Origin of the sequence: Salinicola halophilus, assembly GCF_003206155.1 — a bacterium.
In the GTDB taxonomy this organism is placed as follows: Bacteria; Pseudomonadota; Gammaproteobacteria; order Pseudomonadales; family Halomonadaceae; genus Salinicola; species Salinicola halophilus.
In genome coordinates this window covers 98,008-116,549 of record NZ_PZJV01000001.1, presented here as the reverse complement: position 1 = coordinate 116,549, position 18,542 = coordinate 98,008, and the positions used below count along the sequence as shown (strand labels likewise).

Sequence of the window (18,542 nt, the reverse complement as noted above, 5' to 3'; positions counted from 1 at the left end):
CGCGACGGGCGTCGCGGCGACCGATGTGACGCTCCCCGGCGTCGAGATCAGGCGTCAGCGGGCTTGCCGCCCCAGGCGGGAAGAAGGGACTGCTCGATACCGAGCTGGTTGAGAATGCGAGCGACGATGAAGTCGATCATCGCCTCGACGCTGTCGGGACGATGATAAAAGCCGGGCGCCGCCGGCATCACCACTGCGCCCATCCGCGTCAGCGTCAGCATGTTCTCCAGATGAACGGCGGAGAGCGGCGTTTCCCGCGGCACCACGATCAGCTGGCGACGCTCCTTGAGGGCGACGTCGGCCCCGCGTTCGATGAGGTTATCGCTGGCGCCACAGGCGATCGCCGACAGCGTGCCGGTCGAGCACGGGCAGATCACCAGCGAGCGCCAGCGTCCGGACCCCGAGGCGACCGGCGCCATCCAGTCCTCCCGCGAGAAGCACTGGATCTGGCCCTCGCCGGCACCGAACCGTTCGCTCAGTTCGGCTGCGAGTCGTACCGGCTGCGCGGGTAGTGCAAGGTCGGTCTCGACATCGATGACGCGATGCGCCGCCTTGGAGATCATCACGTAGATTTCGTGACGCGCCGCGACCAGGCATTCGATCAGCCGCAGGCCGTACTGCACGCCGGAGGCACCGGTCAACGCCACCGCGATGGGCGCTTCGTAGGGCGCCGTTTGCCGATCAGTCGTCATACCGAGCCTCCAGGGCATCCAGCAACCGCCCGTGGATGCCGCCGAAGCCGCCGTTGGACATCACCACGATGCGGTCATTCGGCTCGGCGATCTCGACGACGTGCGCGATCAGCGCCTGGAGGTCGGTCTCGACCCGACTGGCGGCGTGCTGCGCGACCACCTCGGCCAGCGACCAGTCGAGCCCCGCGGGCTGATACCACCAGACGCGTGCCGCCGAGGCGACGCTCTCGGCCAGCTTCGCTTTCATCGAACCCAGACGCATGGTGTTGGAGCGAGGTTCGATCACCGCCAGCAGCCGGCCGCCATGGCCGTCGCGCGCGAGTCCTTCGAGGGTCAGTCGAATCGCCGTCGGATGGTGGGCGAAGTCATCGATGAGCTGAATGCCGCCGACCTCGCCGCGAATCTCCTGACGCCGCCGCGGGGGGACGAAACGTTCCAGCGCCCGGATGCCGGCGTCGACCGGCACGCCGAAGGCGTTCGCCGCGGCCAGCGCCGCCACCGCGTTGGCGGCGTTGTGGCGTCCGCTCATCGGGTTGGCGACACGCCGGCGCTCACCGTCGCACCACAGGGTGAGATCGGGACCACCCGATGCCGACGGCACGAAGCGCCAGCGGCCGGCGCTTTCGACACCAGAGCGTTCGGCATCGAAGTGCTCGGTGGTCTCGGGCGTCTCGCCCTCCTGCCATTCGCCGAAGTCGATCACCGGCGTCCAGCAGCCGCGCGCCAGCACCCGAGCCAGCGCCGGCTCGTCGGCGGAGACCACGAGACGCCCGTCGCCGGGCACCGTGCGGACGAAGTGATGAAACTGCCGCTCGATGGCCGCCAGATCGTCGAAGATATCCGCGTGATCGAACTCGAGATTATTGAGCACCGCGATATCCGGCCGGTAATGGACGAACTTCGAGCGCTTGTCGAAGAAGGCCGTGTCGTACTCGTCGGCTTCCACCACGAACGGCGCACCCGGCGCGCCGAGCCGGGAGGAGAGACCAAAGTTACCCAGCACGCCACCGATCAGAAAGCCGGGTTCGAGCCCGTGGGCTTCGAGAATCCAGGCGAGCATGCTCGACGTGGTGGTCTTGCCATGCGTACCGGAGACCGCCAGCACCGGGCGGTCGATGAGCACGTGCTCGGCGAGCCACTGCGGCCCGGAGACGTACGGCAGCTTGGCATTGAGCAGCGCTTCCACTTCCGGATTGCCGCGAGAGAGCGCATTGCCGACGATCACCAGATCCGGTCGCGGTATCAGGTTGTCAGCCGCATAGCCCGAAATGAGTTCGATACCGGCGGCTTCGAGCTGCTCGCTCATGGGCGGATAGACGTTGGCGTCGGTGCCAGTGACATGGTGGCCCAATGCCTTCGCCAGCCGCGCCAGACTGCCCATGAATGTGCCGCAGATTCCCAGTACGTGAACGTGCACCCTACTCTCCCTCGGTACTGACCATGCGTGAAGCGGCGAGCCTAGCATGACGCCCGGGGAGCGGCCACCGAGGGCCGGCGCGGCGGCAACCGGCCATTCGTTCGCCCACCCATTCGAGCGAGAGTGGGAGAAAATTGACGCCCGGGTGGCTGAGTTCGGCGTATTAACAGGCTTTGGGCTTTCCGCTATGCTGGCCGCCCGCTAGCACTCGACGTTCGTAGGGACCGGTGTATCGACGGTTGGATGCCGGCGCGACGGATCCGGCAGCGACCGGATCGAGGCTTCACCCAAGCCCCTTCTTCAGGAGATAGAGAGCCGCATGGCCAAGCACAACGCCTTCTACGCCCAGTCCGGTGGCGTCACCGCCGTCATCAACGCCAGCGCCTGCGGCGTGATCGAAGCCTGCCGCCAGCATCCGGACCGTATCGGCCATCTCTATGCCGGGCACAACGGCATCATCGGCGCACTCATGGAAGATCTGATCGACACCAACGCCGAGAGCGATGAAGCGATCACCGCACTGCGCCATACGCCGGGCGGCGCCTTCGGTTCGTGCCGCTACAAGTTGAAGTCCATCGAGACGCACCGCGCCGAATACGAGCGGCTGATCGAAGTCTTCAAGGCCCACGACATTCGTTACTTCTTCTACAACGGCGGCGGCGACAGCGCCGATACCTGCCTGAAGGTCTCGCAGCTCTCCGAGACGATGGGCTATCCGCTCACCGCGATCCACGTCCCCAAGACCGTGGACAACGACCTGCCGATCACCGACAACTCGCCGGGCTTCGGCAGCGTGGCCAAGTACGTCGCCACCTCGACCCGCGAGGCGGCACTGGACATCGAATCGATGTGTGCGACCTCCACCAAGGTGTTCATTCTCGAGGTGATGGGCCGTCATGCCGGCTGGATCGCGGCGGCCGGGGCACTCGCCGGCGAGACGCCGGAGCAGGCGCCGCACGTGATCGTCTTTCCGGAGATCGCCTTCGACCGCGAGAAGGTGATGGCACGCATCGATGACGCCGTCGCGCGCCACGGCTTCTGCGTGGTGGTCGTCTCCGAAGGCGCCCAGTACGCCGACGGCACCTTCCTCGCCGACGCCGGCAGCACGGATGCCTTCGGCCACAAGCAGCTCGGCGGCGTCGCGCCGACGCTCGCCGGCATGGTCAAGGACGACCTCGGTCACAAGTATCACTGGGCGGTGGCGGATTATCTGCAGCGTGCGGCGCGCCACATCGCCTCGAAGACCGACGTCGAGCAGGCCTACGCCGTCGGCAAGGTCGCCGTCGAACTGGCACTCGACGGTCAGAACTCGATGATGCCGGCGATCAAGCGCGTCTCCGAATCCCCCTATGAGTGGAAGATCGAGCCCGCGCCGCTGGCCGAGATCGCCAACAACGAGAAGTTCATGCCGCGCGAATACATCAGCGACGACGGTCTGCATGTCAGTGAAGCGGGCCGCCGCTATCTGTCGCCGCTCATCCAGGGCGAGGATTTCCCGCCGTTCGACAACGGCCTGCCCCGGGTCGCCAAACTCGAAAAGGTCAAGGTCGAGCGCAAGCTGGCACCCTTCTCGCTCTAATCGCGCCTGCTGTCGTCACCCGGCCGTCGGCTCCCTTCACGGGGCCGGCGGCCGTCGCGTTACCGGGCAACGATAGGGCTTGCGATCGCCGCCCCCGGATCGACGACCTGAATTGACAACCCGCGGGGCGTTTGGAATAACCGCCGATACCGCCTCGCCCCTGCCAAAGACCGTAGCCACCATGAGTGATCCCGACCGTCTCCAGGAGGCGACCGACTTTCTTCAGCGCCACCCCGAGGTCCAGAGCATCGACCTGCTGATCAGCGATCTCAACGGGGTATTGCGCGGCAAGCGCGTCCCCCGCGAGAACCTGCTCGGCGTACTCGAATCGCAAATGCGGCTACCGGCCTCTGTCTTTGCCCTCGACATCTGCGGCAACACCATCGAGGAGACGGGTCTCGGACTTCAAACGGGTGACGGGGATCGCCCCTGCGTGCCCGTTGCGGGCACGCTGACCCCCACGCCCTGGGGGCGCCACGCTAATCAGGCACAGATGCTGATGACGATGGTCGAAGAGAACGGCGAGCCCTTCGCCTGCGACCCGCGCCAGCTTCTGTGTCGCGTACTCGACAACTTCTGCCGGCGCGGGCTCACGCCGGTGATCGCGGTGGAGCTCGAGTTCTACCTCATCGATCGCGAGCGCGACAACGTCGGCGCGCCGCAGCCGCCCCGCTCGCCGGCCACCGGCGAGCGCGCCAGCCAGAGCCAGCTCTACTCGATGATCGAGCTCGACGAGTACGCCGACTTCCTGGAGGCGATCACCCTGGCCGCCCGCGCCCAGCGCCTGCCCATCGATACCGCGCTCAAGGAGTGCGCGCCGGGCCAGTTCGAGGTCAATCTGCTGCACCACCGGGACGTGCTTCGCGCCTGCGACGAGGCGGTGATGCTCAAACGGCTGATCAAGGGCGTGGCGATCCAGCACGGCTTCGAAGCGACCTTCATGGCCAAGCCCTACAGCCAGGAAGCCGGCAACGGCACGCATGTTCACGTCAGCCTGCTCGATGCGGCGGGCAACAACGTCTTCGCAACGCCGGATGGCGACGAGCTGGGTAGCGAGCAGCTTCACCAGGCCATCGCCGGGCTCGTCGAACTCATGCCCGCGTCGATGGCGATCTTTGCCCCCAACCTCAACTCCTATCGCCGCTTCCAGCCCGGCCTCTACGTGCCGATGGCGCCGACCTGGGGTTACGACAATCGTTCGGTAGCGCTACGCATTCCATCGGGTTCGCCCGGTGCCAAGCGCATCGAGCACCGCGTCGCCGGCGCCGACGTCAATCCCTACCTGCTCGTCGCGGCGATCCTTGCGAGTATCGATCACGGCCTCGCGCTCGCGCTCGCGCCACCGGCGCCCATCGTGGGTAACGCCTACGAGCAGCAGGCGCCGAGCCTGCCGACGAGCTGGCCGCAGGCGCTGGATGCGTGGCAGGAGAGCGAGGTCTTCCTCGCAGCCTTTGGTGAAGCGTTCCACGGGGTCTATCACGCCAACCGACGGGCGGAGTACGAGCTGTCGCGCCAGGCGATCAGCGCACTCGAATATCGCTGGTATCTGCGCAACACTTGATACGTCTTGGAAACGCCAAAACGAGCCGAAGCGCCGAAGCGCCGAAGCGCCGCAGCGCCGCAGCGCCGCAGCGCCGAAGCTGGCCGGGACGCCAAGGCTTACCGCAACGCCAGGCGTTGCCAAGTCGTTCGCTGCATCGCTTGCAACGTTGGGTTACGCTCTCGCTGTCGGCGACCCCGACAGCTATGACCACGAGCACGGGAACGCGCGAAACATGACTTTTCCCCCCTCGGCCGCGACGGCACCGCAAGGTGCCGTGCGCGACGCCTCGACGATCACACTCAGCGGGCTTCGCAAGCGCTTCGGCGGCGATGCGGTCGCCCTCGACGGCGTCGATCTGACGATTCGCGCCGGCGAGTTCTTCACCCTGCTCGGACCGTCCGGCTGCGGCAAGACCACGCTTCTGCGGATTCTCGCCGGGCTCGAAGCGCCGGACGACGGCACCCTCACGATCGGCGGCCGTGACGTCACCACCACGGCGCCGCACCTGCGTAGCGTCAATACCGTCTTCCAGTCCTATGCGCTCTTTCCGCATCTTTCGGTGCGGGAGAACATCGCCTTCGGACTGCGCATGAAAGGCGTGCCGGTCGACGAGCGGCGACGCCGGGTCGACCATATCGCCGAATTCATCAAGCTCGGCGCGCTGCTCGATCGCGGCGTGAATCAGCTCTCCGGCGGTCAGCGCCAGCGCGTGGCGCTGGCCAGGGCGCTCGTCTGCGAACCCGACGTGCTGCTGCTCGACGAGCCGCTCTCGGCGCTGGACGCCGGCCTGCGCACCCAGCTGCAGGTCGAGCTGCAGCGCACTCAGAAACGCCTGGGCATGACGTTCGTCTTCGTGACCCACGATCAGGACGAGGCGATGGTGATGTCCGATCGCATCGCCGTGCTCGACAACGGCGTGATTCAGCAGGTGGGGGCGCCGCACGAGGTCTACGAGCGCCCCGTCAATGCCTTCGTTGCCAAGTTCATGGGCCACGTGAACCTCTTCGCCATCGAGCAGCTCGACCACACGCGAGTCGTCACTGCTCTCGGTACCCTGACGATGGACAAACCGCTCGAGGAGAACGCGCGCGCCGGCATGCTGCTGATCCGTCAGGAGGTGATCGAACTCGGTCACGCCGTCTCCGAGGGATACAACGGGCTCGAGGGCGTGGTCAAAGAGCGCCATTATCGCGGCAGTCGGATCGAGTACCGCCTGGAGGTCAACGGGGTCACGTTGATGGCGACGGCAGGCAATCTCGGCCAGCGCCTCTATGCCGTCGGCGATACGGTGACGGTGAGCATCCATCCCGAAGACGTCGTCGGACTCGATGCCTAATTCGATGCTTAGGAGACGAAAACGCGAGATGGCCCAGCCCCCCTACCCGCCGGCACGTCAGCGCCGCACGCTCTCTCCCGACACGCGCCATCTGCTCTGGAGCGTGGCGCCCGGCGTCGTCTGGATCGTGATCTTTCTGGTGCTGCCGAGTCTCTATCTGATCGGCGTGGCGTTCATGACCAACGGCCCCTACGGTCAGCCGCAGATGCCGCTGAGCCTGGAGTCCTTTCGCCAGCTCGCCGGCTTCGGCTTTCTGGGCTGGAGCCCGGGCAATCTCTATACGCTACTGCGCTCGCTTTGGCAGACCGTGATCGCCACCGGACTGGTGATATTGATCGCCTATCCGCTCGCCTACCATATCTCGATCAGCCCGCGACAATGGCGCGCGATCATGCTGCTGGCGGTCGTGGTTCCTTCCTGGACCAATCAGGTGATTCGTGCCTTCGGCTGGATGAACCTGCTCTCGCCGGGCACGCCGCTCTCGCAAGTGGCACAGTTCTTCGGCCTCATCGGCCCCAACATGGGACTCTACCCCTCGAACTTCGCGGTCACGCTGGGGCTGATCTACAACTTTTTACCCTTCATGGTGCTCCCGCTCTATGCGGCGTTCGAGAAGCTCGACGCTGGCTTGATCGAAGCCGCACGGGACCTCTACGCCTCGCCGGTGCGCGCCTTCTGGCACGCGGTCTTTCCGCAGACGCTATCCGGCCTGCTCGCCGGTACCGTACTGGTGTCGATCCCGGCTTTCGGCATGTACGTCGTGCCGGAACTGCTCGGCGGCGGCCGCGCGATGATGTTGGGCAGCCTGGTCGCCGGTCAGTTCTCCGGCGGCTCGAACTGGCCGCTGGGGGCCGCAGGCGCGCTGATCATGCTGCTCGCGACCTTGGGCGGGCTGTATGCCATGCGCAAGGTGGGCCGTCGCCTCGGCGGCGGTGAAGAGGTGGTGATATGAAGCGCACGCCCTTCACCCGCGGGCTCTCGGTCTTCTGGTGGCTGATGATCGCCTTTCTCTATCTGCCGCTCGGGGTGATCGTGCTCTATTCGTTCAACTCGGCGAACAGCGCGGCGTTCTTCGCCGGCTTCTCGCTGCGCTGGTACGAACGCCTGCTGGGTAACGATCAACTGCTCACCGCGCTCGGCAACACACTGGCGCTGGGGGTGGCGTCGTCGGTCATCGCCCTCGTCATCGGTACGCTGATCGGCTATGGCATGTACCGCCACCGTGGGCGCAAACTCGGCTGGTTGGTCGCGCTGATCTACCTACCGATCGTGATGCCGGACATCGTCTTCGGCATCTCGGAGATGGCGTTCTTCATCACTATGGATCGGGAGTTCGGCATTCTCGGCCCAAGCCTCGCGACCATGATCATCGCCCACGTCACCTTCCAGATTCCGTTCGTGGCGTTGATCGTCTACTCGCGCTTCGTGGGGCTCGACCCGACGCTGTTCGAGGCGGCCAAGGACCTCTACGCCTCGCCGGCGCAGCGGGCGCGTCACTTCCTGCTGCCGACGCTCAAGCCGTCGCTGATCGCGGCATTCTTTTTGGCCTTCACGCTGTCGATCGACGATTTCGTCATCAGCTTCTTCACCGCCGGTCCCGAGAACGCCACCCTGCCCATCTATATCTGGGGAGCGATCCGCCGCGGCGTCTCCCCGGAGATCAACGCCATCGCCACGCTGATGATCCTCACGGTAGCGATAGCGGCGGTGATCAGCCTATTGTTTAACAAAGAGGGGCGACGATCCTGATTCCGATGACGATCCTGATTCCGATGACGATCGTGCTCGCCGCCCCGACAACTGCCTAGAGGGATCTTCAATGACGCGCACTCCACTGACCGCTGCCATCGCGCTGACACTCGGTGGCCTTGCCTTCGCCGGCACCGCTCAGGCCCAGCAGGACGACAAGCTCTACCTGTTCAACTGGACCGAGTACATGGACCCGGAGATCATCGAGGCGTTCGAGACGAAATACGACGTCGAGGTGGTTCAGAGCTACTTCAATTCGCTGCCGGAGATGACCGCCAAGCTGAACGCCGGCGGAACCTCCCAGTACGACATCATCGTACCGTCGAGCTACTACGTGCCGCGGCTCGTCCAGAGCGGACTGGTGCAGGAGCTCGACAAGTCGAAGATTCCCAATCTCGACAACCTGATGCCGGAGTTCGCCGATCCCACCTACGATCCCGGTTCGGCCTACTCGGTGCCTTATCAGTGGGGCGTCAGCGGTATCGTCTATGACACCGAGACCTTCCCCGATGCGCCGAAGAGCTGGTCGCTGCTGTTCGACCCCGAGGTGACGGGTGACCAGCCCTTTTCGCTGATGGGCGACGGTCAGGTGAGCATGGGCGCGGCGTGCGCCTACCTGGGGACCGGCTACGACTGCGCCGACCCCGAGGCGTGGAAGGCCGCGGCGCGACTGCTGCTCGATACCAAGCATCGCAATACCTTCAGCGGCTTCACCGACGGCACGCCGACGCTGCAGCAGATCCAGCGCGGCGTGATTCGCGCCGGCGTCACCTACAACGGCGACTATCTCCAGCAGAAACAGCAGAACCCGGAGGCGTTCGAGACGCTCGCCTTCATGGTGCCGGACGAAGGTTCCGAAATGTGGGTGGATACGATGATGATTCCCGCCGAGGCCCCGCACCCGGCCCTGGCGCACGAATTCATCAACTTCATTCTGAATGCCCGGATCGGTGCGCAGCTCTCCAACTACATCTACTACGCCAGCCCCAACCAGGCCGCGGTGCCGGAACTCGATGCCGTGCTGACCCAGCCTCCGGTGCTGCCCACCGATGAGGACCGGGCGAAGCTTGCGTTCACGCCGAGCCTCGACGGCCAGAACCTGCAGATCTTCCAGCAGCTCTGGACCGAGATCCAGTCGCGCTGAACCGCGACGACATTGCGTCGCGGCCACGCTGAGTCGCGACCACGCTGGGCCGCGACCACGCTGAATCGCGACCACGCTGGAAGGCCGAAGCTTGACCGCCCCAAGGAGGCGTCATGAGTGAATCTTCGCGGCACGTACTGGAAGACTGGTGCAACCGCCACGGCATTACCGAGGTGGAGTGTCTGGTATCGGATCTGACCGGCATTCTCAAGGGCAAGATCATGCCCACCGGCAAATATCTGCGCGGTGGCTCGACCCGACTGCCGGACTCGATCTTCATCCAGACGGTCACCGGGGGCTATCCGGACGACGACGACATTCGCTTCTGGAACCCGGCCGAGCTCGACATGCAGCTCGTGCCGGACCCGGACTCCGCCTACCTGGTGCCCTGGGCCGACGACCCTACCGCCCAGATCATTCACGACTGCTTCTACATGAGCGGCGAGCCGGTCGAACTCTCTCCCCGCCAGGTGCTCAAGCACGTGCTGTCGCTGTTCGCGGCGCGCGGGTGGCGGCCGATCATGGCGCCGGAACTCGAGTTCTATCTGGTCAAGACCAATACCGACTCCGACTATCCGCTGGAGCCGCCGGTCGGCCGCTCCGGTCGCCAGGAGAGCAGCCGCCAGTCGTTCTCCATCGACGCGGTCAACGAGTTCGATCCGCTGTTCGAGCAGATGTACGACTACTGCGAGGCGCAAGAACTCGACATCGACACCCTCACGCACGAAGAGGGTGCCGGCCAGATGGAGGTCAACTTCCGTCACGGCGACCCGCTGCGACTGGCCGACCAAGTCGTCATCTTCAAGCGCACCCTGCGCGAGACCGCGCTGCGTCACGGTATCTACGCCACGTTCATGGCCAAGCCCATGGCCAACGAACCGGGCAGCTCGATGCATCTGCACCAGAGCCTGGTAGACGTCGACGGCAACAATCTCTTCGCCGGCGAGGCGGGTCAGCCGAGTCAGCTCTTCCATCACTACATCGGCGGGCTGCAGCAGTACCTTCCGGCCGCCATGCCGTTTTTCGCACCCAACGTGAACTCCTATCGTCGCCTGTTGCCTGCCGAGGGCGCGGGCTCGGCCCCTTTCAACACCGAGTGGGGCTACGACAATCGCAGCGTCGGGCTGCGTGTCCCTGTGGGTGCCCCCGCCGGCACGCGGGTGGAGAACCGCCTCGCCGGCGCCGACGCCAACCCCTACCTGGTGATGGCGGCCTCGCTCGCCTGCGGTTATCTCGGCATGCTCGGCCAGATAGAACCGCGCCCGCCGCTCACCGGGTTCGCCGGCACGGTGGGCCACACGCTGCCCGACGATATCGGCCCGGCGCTCAACGCGCTGAGTCGCTGTGCCCCGCTGGCGGATCTTCTGGGGGAGCGTTTCACGCGCAGCTATCTGGCCGTCAAACGTGCCGAGCACACGGCGTATTTCCGCGTCATCAGCTCCTGGGAGAGAGAACACCTGCTACTGCGCGTCTAGACCGGACATCCATCGCCGGGCGTCGCGTCCGGTCCCCTGAAGGAATCGGAGGTCAATCGCCATGCCCACGTCTTCGTCGCAGCCGTCGCGCGCGCGCGTCGGTCAACGCCTGGGGCTCGCCGTCACCGCCTCGCTGCTCGCACTGACCGGTTTGCCGGCGGTCGCCCAGACACCGGACAAGCTGTATCTCTTCAACTGGACCGAATACGCCGACCCGGCAGTGATCGCCGATTTCGAAGCCGAGTACGGCGTAGAGGTCGTCGAGAGCTACTTCACCTCCAACGCCGAGATGTACTCGAAGCTCGTCGCCGGCGGTGACGCCCAGTTCGACGTGGTGGTACCCACCGATTACTACGTGCCGCGGCTGGTGGCAGCGGATCTGATCCAGCCGCTCGACGGCGTGACCGGGCGTGACAACCTCATGGCCGCTTTTCGCGAGCCGACCTACGATCCCGAGGATCGCTACAGCGTTCCCTATCTCTGGGGCGTTACCGGCATCGTCTACGACACCCGGACCTTCCCCGCCCCCGAGCCCTCCTGGTCGCTACTTTTCGACCCCGACGCCAACGCCGACCAGCCGTTCGCGCTGCTGGGCGGCGATCCGCAGGTACTGTTCGGCGTGGCCTGCGCCTATCAGGGCAACGGCTTCGACTGCACCGAGCGGGACGCCTGGCTCGACGCCGCCGGGCTACTCCAGGCGACGCTGCGCCGGCCCAACTTCACCGGCTTCGTCGACAGTACCGCGGCGATCGACCAGATCGCCCGGGGCGTTACCCGCGCCGCCGTCACCTACAGCGGCGACCTCGACTACCGCAAGGCGGACGCCCCCGAGACCTACGCCGACCTCGAATTCTTCATTCCCGAGGAGGGCTCACAGCTGGGCGTCGACACGCTGGTCGTGCCAAAGCGCGCTCCCCATCCGGCACTCGCCAAGGCGTTCGTGAGTTTCATGCTGCGCCCGGAGAACGCCGCGCGTTCGGCCGCCTATGCTTTCTACCGCACGCCCAACGAGGCCGCGCTCCCGCTGCTCGACGAGCCGCTGCGCTCGGCTTCCCGCCTCGACGACGACCAACGCGAACGTCTCTTTGCCACGCCAGAGCTCGCCGGGGATCAGCTACAGCTCCTCCAACAGCTCGCCAACGAGGTTCGGAGCCGCTGAGGCACTGGACCGAGCCCCGTCGCGACATGGCGACATCGTCTCGCGTCTATGAAAACAGTGTTCAAAGCCCCGAATGGCGGGGCTTGCACACGCCAGCTCGGCTAGACTGAGACGACTTTCGCGTCGCGATCACGGTCCGTCGCGAAGGCCGGGTGACGCGAGCCATGCGCCGTGCCCCGCATCGATCAAGCCGTGAGGTTTCAGCGTCCACCGCCGGTCGGGCGCAGCGAGGAGAACCACCATGAAAAAGCCCATCATCATCGGTAGTGCCATTGCCATTCTGGGTGTCGCGGGCGGGGTTGCCGTCGGTGCCTACCAGTCCGCCGACGCCGGCCCCGAATATGCCGATGTCATCGGCGTCGAGCCGATCGTCCAGACATCCCAGACGCCCCGTGAGGTCTGCGAGGACGTCACCGTGACGCATCAGCGCCCGGCACAGGACGAGCATCGGATTGCCGGTACCGGCATCGGCGCGGTCGTCGGCGGGGTCGTCGGCAATCAGTTCGGCGGCGGCACCGGCAAGAAGATCATGACCGCCGCTGGCGCCATCGGCGGCGGGCTTGCCGGCAACGAGGTCCAGGGCCGCATGCAGCAGGGCGATACCTATACCACCACCGAGAAGCGCTGCCACACCGTCACCGACAGTCAGGACGAGACCGTCGGTTACGACGTTCGCTATCGCTACGACAGCAAGGTGCATCAAGCGAAGCTCGACCAGCGCCCCGACGGCGAACGCGTCCTGATTCAGGACGGCCAGCCGCAGTGGGGAGCCGACGCCCCGAGCGCTTGAGCTCATGGCCGCCCGAGGACTCGTGCCCCTTACCCCGGGCGGCCGCGACCCACGCGCCACCCATCTTCCCTCATGCGCGCAGACGCCTATCGAGATCGAGTCTCATTTTCCTTTCGTTGACAGTCGGCGTGCCGCGCCGGGTACTATTGTCGCCGCTGGGCGCCGGCGTGGGCCCGCATCACAACGAGAAGCGGCACCCTGCCGTCGCTGTACTGCCCGTCGCCTCGACCTTCGGCGCGCGCAGCAAGGACTACACGATTCACGATCGCCAGCAGGAATGTAAGGAATCTCATGAAACGTCATGGTGTGGTACTCAGCGCGGCGGTTGCCAGCGCGCTGCTTCTCGCGGGCTGCGATTCGTCGAACCCGGAGCCGTTGTCCTTCGTTCCGGCGGACACGCCCTATCTCTTCGCCGATCTGGAAGTCGCCGGCGACAGTACCCGCGACGCCCTGCTTGCCCAGTCGAACGCCTCGCTTCCCCGCAACGTCGAGATGCTGCGCGGTCTCGCGCACGACCTCGAAGCGGACGATCGATCGTCACTCGCCCGCGTGCTCGGCGTGCTGGCCGACGAGATCGAGGGTAAACAGAGCTATCAGGAAGTCGTCAGCGATATCGGACTGGCGCTCGACGAACACAGCGCCATCTACGGCGAGGGGCTCATCCCCGTCATGCGCGGCGGCGTGGAAGACGAAGAACGCTATCGCGCCTTTCTCGACCGACTCGCGAAGGCCGCCGGCACGTCGTTCCAGGAGAGGACGCTCGACGACGCCGACTATCGCACGGTGGCGCTCGGCGACTCACCGCTCCAGCTGATCAGCCGCGTCGACGATGACACCGCCGTGCTCTCGATCGCCCCGAGCCAGCTCGACGACGATACGCGTCGCCGCATCCTCGGCCTGACGGCGCCCGACGAGAGCGCAGCGGACGCAGGGCGGCTGCAGGCGTTCGTCGACGACAAGGGATACCAGCCCTACGCTTTGGGTTACTTCGATCTGCAGCGAATCGTCGCGCTGGTCGGCGCTAATGACGACCCCATGCTGCGCGCCGCACGGGCGATGGACTCGAGCGGCGAGATGGCGCCGCTCGACGCCACCTGTCAGGCCGATCTCGACCGCCTTGCCGCCCGCGCGCCGGCACTCAGTTTCGGGTTCACCGAGATCGAAAGCGATCACCTCGTCCAGCGTACCGATGTCGCACTCGCCGAGGATCTCGCGAAACCCTTCGCCGACCTCCAGGTAGCGCTGCCCGCGCTCGGCCGCGACGCCCCGGCCGGCCCCTTCGACCTCGCCATGGCCCTGCCGATGAAGGAGATTCGCAACCTGCTCGTCGCTCAGGCACGCCACGTTCGCGACAACCCGTTCAGCTGCGAGAGCCTTGCCGAACTCAACGCGCAGGCCGACGAGCTGGCGAGCCAGGCGAACCTGCTCGCGATGCCGCCGTTCGGCAGCCTGCGTGGATTCCGCGTGGTGCTCGACGACTTGAGTACGGATAGCGAGGGTGGCCAGCCTCAAGGGCGCGGCGCCGCCCTCGTGGCGACCGACGATCCTGCCGGCCTGCTGGCGGTCGGCCAGATGATGCTGCCGTCACTCGCTCTGGTTCAGCTCGATGGCGACGGCGAGGCGACCGCCCTGCCGGATGAATTCGGCGCGCTCGCCGGAGGCCAGAATACCTGGGCCGCGATGAGCGACGACGCCATCGGCGTGGCCGTCGGTGACGGCGAGAACGATCGTCTGGCGTCGCTGCTGGAGGCGCCCGCGGGCGACGCCGGTCAACTGCTGAGGCTGCACCTCACCGGCGAGATGTACGCAAGCGCCATGCGTCTGCTCGCCGCCTTCGATGACGAGACCGACGCTGCCGACAGCTACCTCCAGTCGCTGCAGCGCGAAAGCGAGCGCATCGACACCCTGGACATGAGCGTGCGCATGACGTCGAGCGGCCTGGTCTTCGAGAACCGTACCGACTGGCAGGAGTGATCCCGCTCCCCTGCGCACCGCGCTGACCCGGACCCCGCGACTGCCCCGCAGCCGCGGGGTCTTGCGTTGCGCGACGTTCACCGCGACGCCGGCCGGCCGCGTCCGAGCTCCTGATGCTCAGCCCCTGGCGCGGCACGAACGGTCATCGAGGAAAAGCCTACGGCCACCGGTTGAGCCGTCCGTGGCCACGGCCTACTATCCCAAGCGACCCTCCCATTTTCGATTCGAGATCCCGCCTTGCCGACCGCTTCGTCTGCCCCTGCACGCTCCTACTACGCCGCGTCCGCTGCCGCTGCGCCCGAACGTGTCGCCCTCGCCGGCGAAGTGACGTCGGACGTCTGCGTCATCGGTGGCGGTTTCACCGGTGTCTCCTCGGCGCTTCATCTGGCCGAGCGCGGCTATCGGGTGGTGCTGCTCGAGTCGGCCCGGATCGGTTTCGGCGCGTCGGGCCGCAACGGCGGGCAGATCGTCAATAGCTACAGCCGGGACATGGACGTGATCGCCGCAAAATACGGCGAAACGACGGCGAAGGCGCTGGGCAGCATGGCGTTCGAGGGCAACCGCATCATTCGCGAGCGCGTTGCCACCTACGGTATCGAGTGTGATCTGAAGGACGGCAATCTCTTCGCGGCCTGCACCGACAGCCAGTACCGTGGCCTCGTCGAGCACCGGGCGCTTTGGAATCGCTACGGTCACGAGGCGCTCGAGCTGCTCGAGGGCGAGACCTACCGGCGCGAGATCGGCTCCGATCGCTACGTCGGCGCGCTGCTCGACCACTCTGGCGGGCATCTGCATCCGCTCAATCTCGTGCTCGGCGAGGCCGCCGCCCTGGAATCCCAGGGCGGGACGATCTTCGAACACTCCCCCGTCACCGAGATCGTTCACGGCGATCCGGTGGTCGTGAAGACATCAGCGGGCAGCGTTCGTGCCAGACAGGTGGTCGTGGCCGGCAACGCCTACGCGAAGGGCCTGCTGCCGGCACTCGAGGGCAAGAGCATCCCGTGCGGCACCCAGGTCGTCGCCACCGCACCGCTGGACGAGACCACCGCCCGGCGGCTACTTCCCTTCGATCGTTGCGTGGAGGACTGCAACTATCTGCTGGACTACTACCGACTCTCCCGGGATCGGCGACTGATCTATGGCGGTGGCGTCACCTACGGTGGCCGCAGCCCTGCCGACATCGAGGGTGCCATTCGGCCCAACCTGGAGAAGACGTTCCCGGAACTTCGCGGTGTGAAGATCGATTACGCCTGGAGTGGCAACTTCCTGCTGACGCTCAATCGCCTTCCCCAGTTCGGTCGTATCAATACCAACGTCTACTACGCCCAGGGCTACTCGGGGCACGGCGTGACCGCGACCCATCTCGCCGGGCGTCTGATGGCGGAGGCGCTCAGCGACGATGTGGAGCGCTTCGACGCCTTCGCCGACATTCCCCATTCGCCCTTCCCCGGCGGGCGGCTTTTTCGCGTACCGGCCACGGCGCTCGGCGCCTGGTATTACGGACTGCGGGACCGGCTGGGGCGCTAGCGCCGATAGCGACGCTCGCCCCAACGACGGCGGGGCGGTCTTTCGACCGCCCCGCCGGGCACTCCCCCCGTCAGCGTTCGTTCGGGTTCAGAAGGTCTCCCACTCGGATTCCGCCGGGACATGGCGCGCCTCGGGACGCTTCATCACGACCGGGGCATGGCGGCTCGACTCGACGGCGCGGGGCTCGCTCGTGTCCTGCCCGCCGAGCTCGAAGGCATCGATCAGCGCGCGAAGACTATCGGCCTGACGCTGCATGTCGGAGGCCGCGCTGGCGGACTCCTGCACCATCTGCGTATTGCGCTGGGTCATGACGTCCATCTCGGCGACGGCGGTGTTGACCTGGCTGATGCCGACCTTCTGTTCGCGGGCGCCGGCGCTGATCTCGCCGATCACGCTCGAGACGTTGGTGACGCTATCCAGGATGTCACGCATCGTCTCCCCGGCCCGCCCGACCAGCTCGCTGCCGTCGTGGGTATGCCGCGCGGACAGTTCGATCAACTGACGAATGCTCTTCGACGCTTCGGAGGAGCGCGCCGCCAGCGTTCGCACCTCGTTGGCGACCACGGCGAAGCCGCGGCCCTGCTCACCCGCCCGCGCCGCCTCGACGGAGGCATTCAGCGCCAGGATATTGGTCTGGAAGGCGATGGAGTCGATCAGACCGATGATCTCCTCGATCTGCTTGCTGGAAGCTCGGATCTCCGACATCGTCTTCTCGACCTGCGACATCGCCTGCGCCCCTTCGCGCGCGACACCGGTGGTCGACTGCACCAGTCGATCCGCCTGTTCCGCGGCATCCGCCGAGTGCGCCACCGTGGTGGTGATCTGCTCCATGGACGCGGAGGTTTCCTGCAGGTTCGCGGCGGCCTGCTCGGTCCGGGAGGAGAGCTCGTCGCTGCCGCGAGCGATTGCGCTCGCCGAGTGATGCACACGACGCGAGGTCGAACGCACTTCGAGTAGCGCTGCCTGCATTCGCGCCACGAAGGCATTGAACTGGGTCGCCAGCTCGCCGATTTCGTCGTCGCGGTCGACGGCGAGGCGACGCGTGAGATCGCCGTTGCCGCTGGCGATGTCGCGCATGGCGCTGCCCGCCTGGCGAATGGGTAGCAGGATTCGACGCACCAGCACTCCCGCGATCAAGGCGACGAGGAGCGTAATGCCGCCACCGATCAGCAGCGATTTCCACACCGCACGATGGAGATAGCCCGCCTGCTCCGCCTCGACTGCACTCATGGCCTCATCGATCGAGGTGACATAGACCCCCGCCCCCACGACCCAGCCCCACTCGTCGATGCCCTGGACGTAGGAGTACTTGCGCTCGACGTTGCCGGTCTCCGGGTTCGGCCAGGAGTAGGCGTAGATTCCGCCTCCCGCCTTGGCGCGTTTCAGCATCTCCTCGAAGACGTGGTGACCCTCGGCGTCACGCACGGCGCGCATGTCGCTGCCTTCCAGGTCGCGCTGACGCGGCTGAACCAGATTGGTGCCGTCGTAGCCGTAGACGAAGACGTAGTTGTCGCCCTCGAACGCCATGCCGCGAACCATCTCCATGGCGCGCCGGCGTGCCTGCGGCTGAGCATCGTCGGTCGCGCTCACCATGGGCCTGATCGCGGAGACCGCGACTTCGACGACGTTGCGTACCGCCGCCTCCCTGTCTTCGAGCAGCAGTTGGCGCTGCTGTTCGATACTGTGGCGGCTCTCACGCAGACTCTCGACAATGTTGAGCCCCACCAGTAGCACGATGACCAGCAGCAGCGGTACCAGGACCAGACTCATGACCTTCGTCTGGAGGCTCAAGGCCCGCCGCTTCTTTTCCATCGATGTATTCATGCGTGCCATTCCTCGGTCACTCGAGAATCTGAGCGATTCCCTTCAAGGCCTCTTGATGACGCGTCCGATCGAGGCCGGATATCGACCGCCTCCACGACGATGAATTGCGCGGCAAGCGGTCTCGACACCGCCTTTATCGGCGTTACAAAATGTAAACTTAAGTAAAACTAGACCTTTGGCTGAGAAAACTCATCTCAGCGCTCAAGCTGGCAGCAAGGGGAAGGACGTCGGACGCTATCGCAACGTCAGCTCGGACGATCGTCGCCGTAGGGAAAAGCCGAGGTGACGGCTTGCCGCGATGATCAATGTCCCGCCGCCGGACGGGAGGTGACG

Annotated in this window: 14 protein-coding genes; 11 read left to right on the top strand and 3 right to left on the bottom strand. The window is 65.9% G+C overall.

Features of this window, described 5'->3' with window-relative positions; all coding sequences use genetic code 11:
• Positions 1-47: 47 nt before the first annotated feature.
• Positions 48-692, bottom strand: a complete 645-nt coding sequence (locus DOM33_RS00475; protein ID WP_110664829.1) for a flavin prenyltransferase UbiX — start codon at positions 690-692, stop codon at positions 48-50.
• Positions 682-2,109 (bottom strand): UDP-N-acetylmuramate:L-alanyl-gamma-D-glutamyl-meso-diaminopimelate ligase, encoded by a 1,428-nt coding sequence (gene mpl / locus DOM33_RS00470; RefSeq protein ID WP_110664828.1) that lies wholly within the window; start codon positions 2,107-2,109, stop codon positions 682-684. The genes DOM33_RS00475 and mpl overlap by 11 nt, the downstream gene beginning before the upstream one ends.
• A 319-nt stretch (positions 2,110-2,428) precedes the next feature.
• Between mpl and DOM33_RS00465 the strand changes: the two genes are divergently transcribed.
• The 11 genes from DOM33_RS00465 to DOM33_RS00410 all read left to right on the top strand — a co-directional run bounded on the left by DOM33_RS00465 (position 2,429) and on the right by DOM33_RS00410 (position 16,385).
• Positions 2,429-3,688 (top strand): 6-phosphofructokinase, encoded by a 1,260-nt coding sequence (locus tag DOM33_RS00465; RefSeq protein ID WP_110664827.1) that lies wholly within the window; start codon positions 2,429-2,431, stop codon positions 3,686-3,688.
• A gap of 181 nt (positions 3,689-3,869) precedes the next feature.
• Positions 3,870-5,249, top strand: a complete 1,380-nt coding sequence (locus DOM33_RS00460) for a glutamine synthetase family protein (RefSeq protein WP_110664826.1) — start codon at positions 3,870-3,872, stop codon at positions 5,247-5,249.
• A gap of 214 nt (positions 5,250-5,463) precedes the next feature.
• Positions 5,464-6,567 carry an ABC transporter ATP-binding protein gene (locus tag DOM33_RS00450; protein WP_110664824.1) on the top strand — a complete coding sequence of 368 codons (1,104 nt, stop codon included), beginning with the start codon at positions 5,464-5,466 and terminating at the stop codon, positions 6,565-6,567.
• 28 nt (positions 6,568-6,595) lie between these two features.
• The gene (locus DOM33_RS00445; RefSeq protein ID WP_110664822.1) at positions 6,596-7,519 is read left to right on the top strand and encodes an ABC transporter permease; all 924 of its coding nucleotides are present in this window, start codon (positions 6,596-6,598) and stop codon (positions 7,517-7,519) included.
• Positions 7,516-8,316: an ABC transporter permease gene (locus DOM33_RS00440; protein WP_110664820.1), complete on the top strand. Its 801-nt coding sequence runs from the start codon at positions 7,516-7,518 to the stop codon at positions 8,314-8,316. The genes DOM33_RS00445 and DOM33_RS00440 overlap by 4 nt, the downstream gene beginning before the upstream one ends.
• Before the next feature lie 70 nt (positions 8,317-8,386).
• Entirely contained in the window at positions 8,387-9,460 is a 1,074-nt protein-coding gene (locus DOM33_RS00435) for an ABC transporter substrate-binding protein (protein ID WP_110664818.1), read from the top strand.
• A 113-nt stretch (positions 9,461-9,573) separates the two neighbouring features.
• Complete coding sequence (locus DOM33_RS00430; protein ID WP_110664816.1) at positions 9,574-10,935, top strand: glutamine synthetase family protein; 1,362 nt, start codon at positions 9,574-9,576, stop codon at positions 10,933-10,935.
• Positions 10,936-10,996: 61 nt separating this feature from the next.
• Entirely contained in the window at positions 10,997-12,094 is a 1,098-nt protein-coding gene (locus DOM33_RS00425; RefSeq protein ID WP_110664814.1) for a polyamine ABC transporter substrate-binding protein, read from the top strand.
• A gap of 241 nt (positions 12,095-12,335) precedes the next feature.
• Positions 12,336-12,884, top strand: a complete 549-nt coding sequence (locus DOM33_RS00420; protein ID WP_110664812.1) for a glycine zipper 2TM domain-containing protein — start codon at positions 12,336-12,338, stop codon at positions 12,882-12,884.
• A gap of 291 nt (positions 12,885-13,175) precedes the next feature.
• Positions 13,176-14,858, top strand: coding sequence for a hypothetical protein (locus DOM33_RS00415; RefSeq protein WP_110664810.1), 1,683 nt, complete (start codon positions 13,176-13,178; stop codon positions 14,856-14,858).
• A gap of 237 nt (positions 14,859-15,095) precedes the next feature.
• Entirely contained in the window at positions 15,096-16,385 is a 1,290-nt protein-coding gene (locus tag DOM33_RS00410) for an NAD(P)/FAD-dependent oxidoreductase (protein WP_110664808.1), read from the top strand.
• A gap of 87 nt (positions 16,386-16,472) precedes the next feature.
• Here DOM33_RS00410 and DOM33_RS00405 read toward each other — a convergent pair whose 3' ends face one another.
• Positions 16,473-18,209 (bottom strand): methyl-accepting chemotaxis protein, encoded by a 1,737-nt coding sequence (locus tag DOM33_RS00405; protein ID WP_239495215.1) that lies wholly within the window; start codon positions 18,207-18,209, stop codon positions 16,473-16,475.
• Positions 18,210-18,542 lie beyond the last annotated feature (333 nt).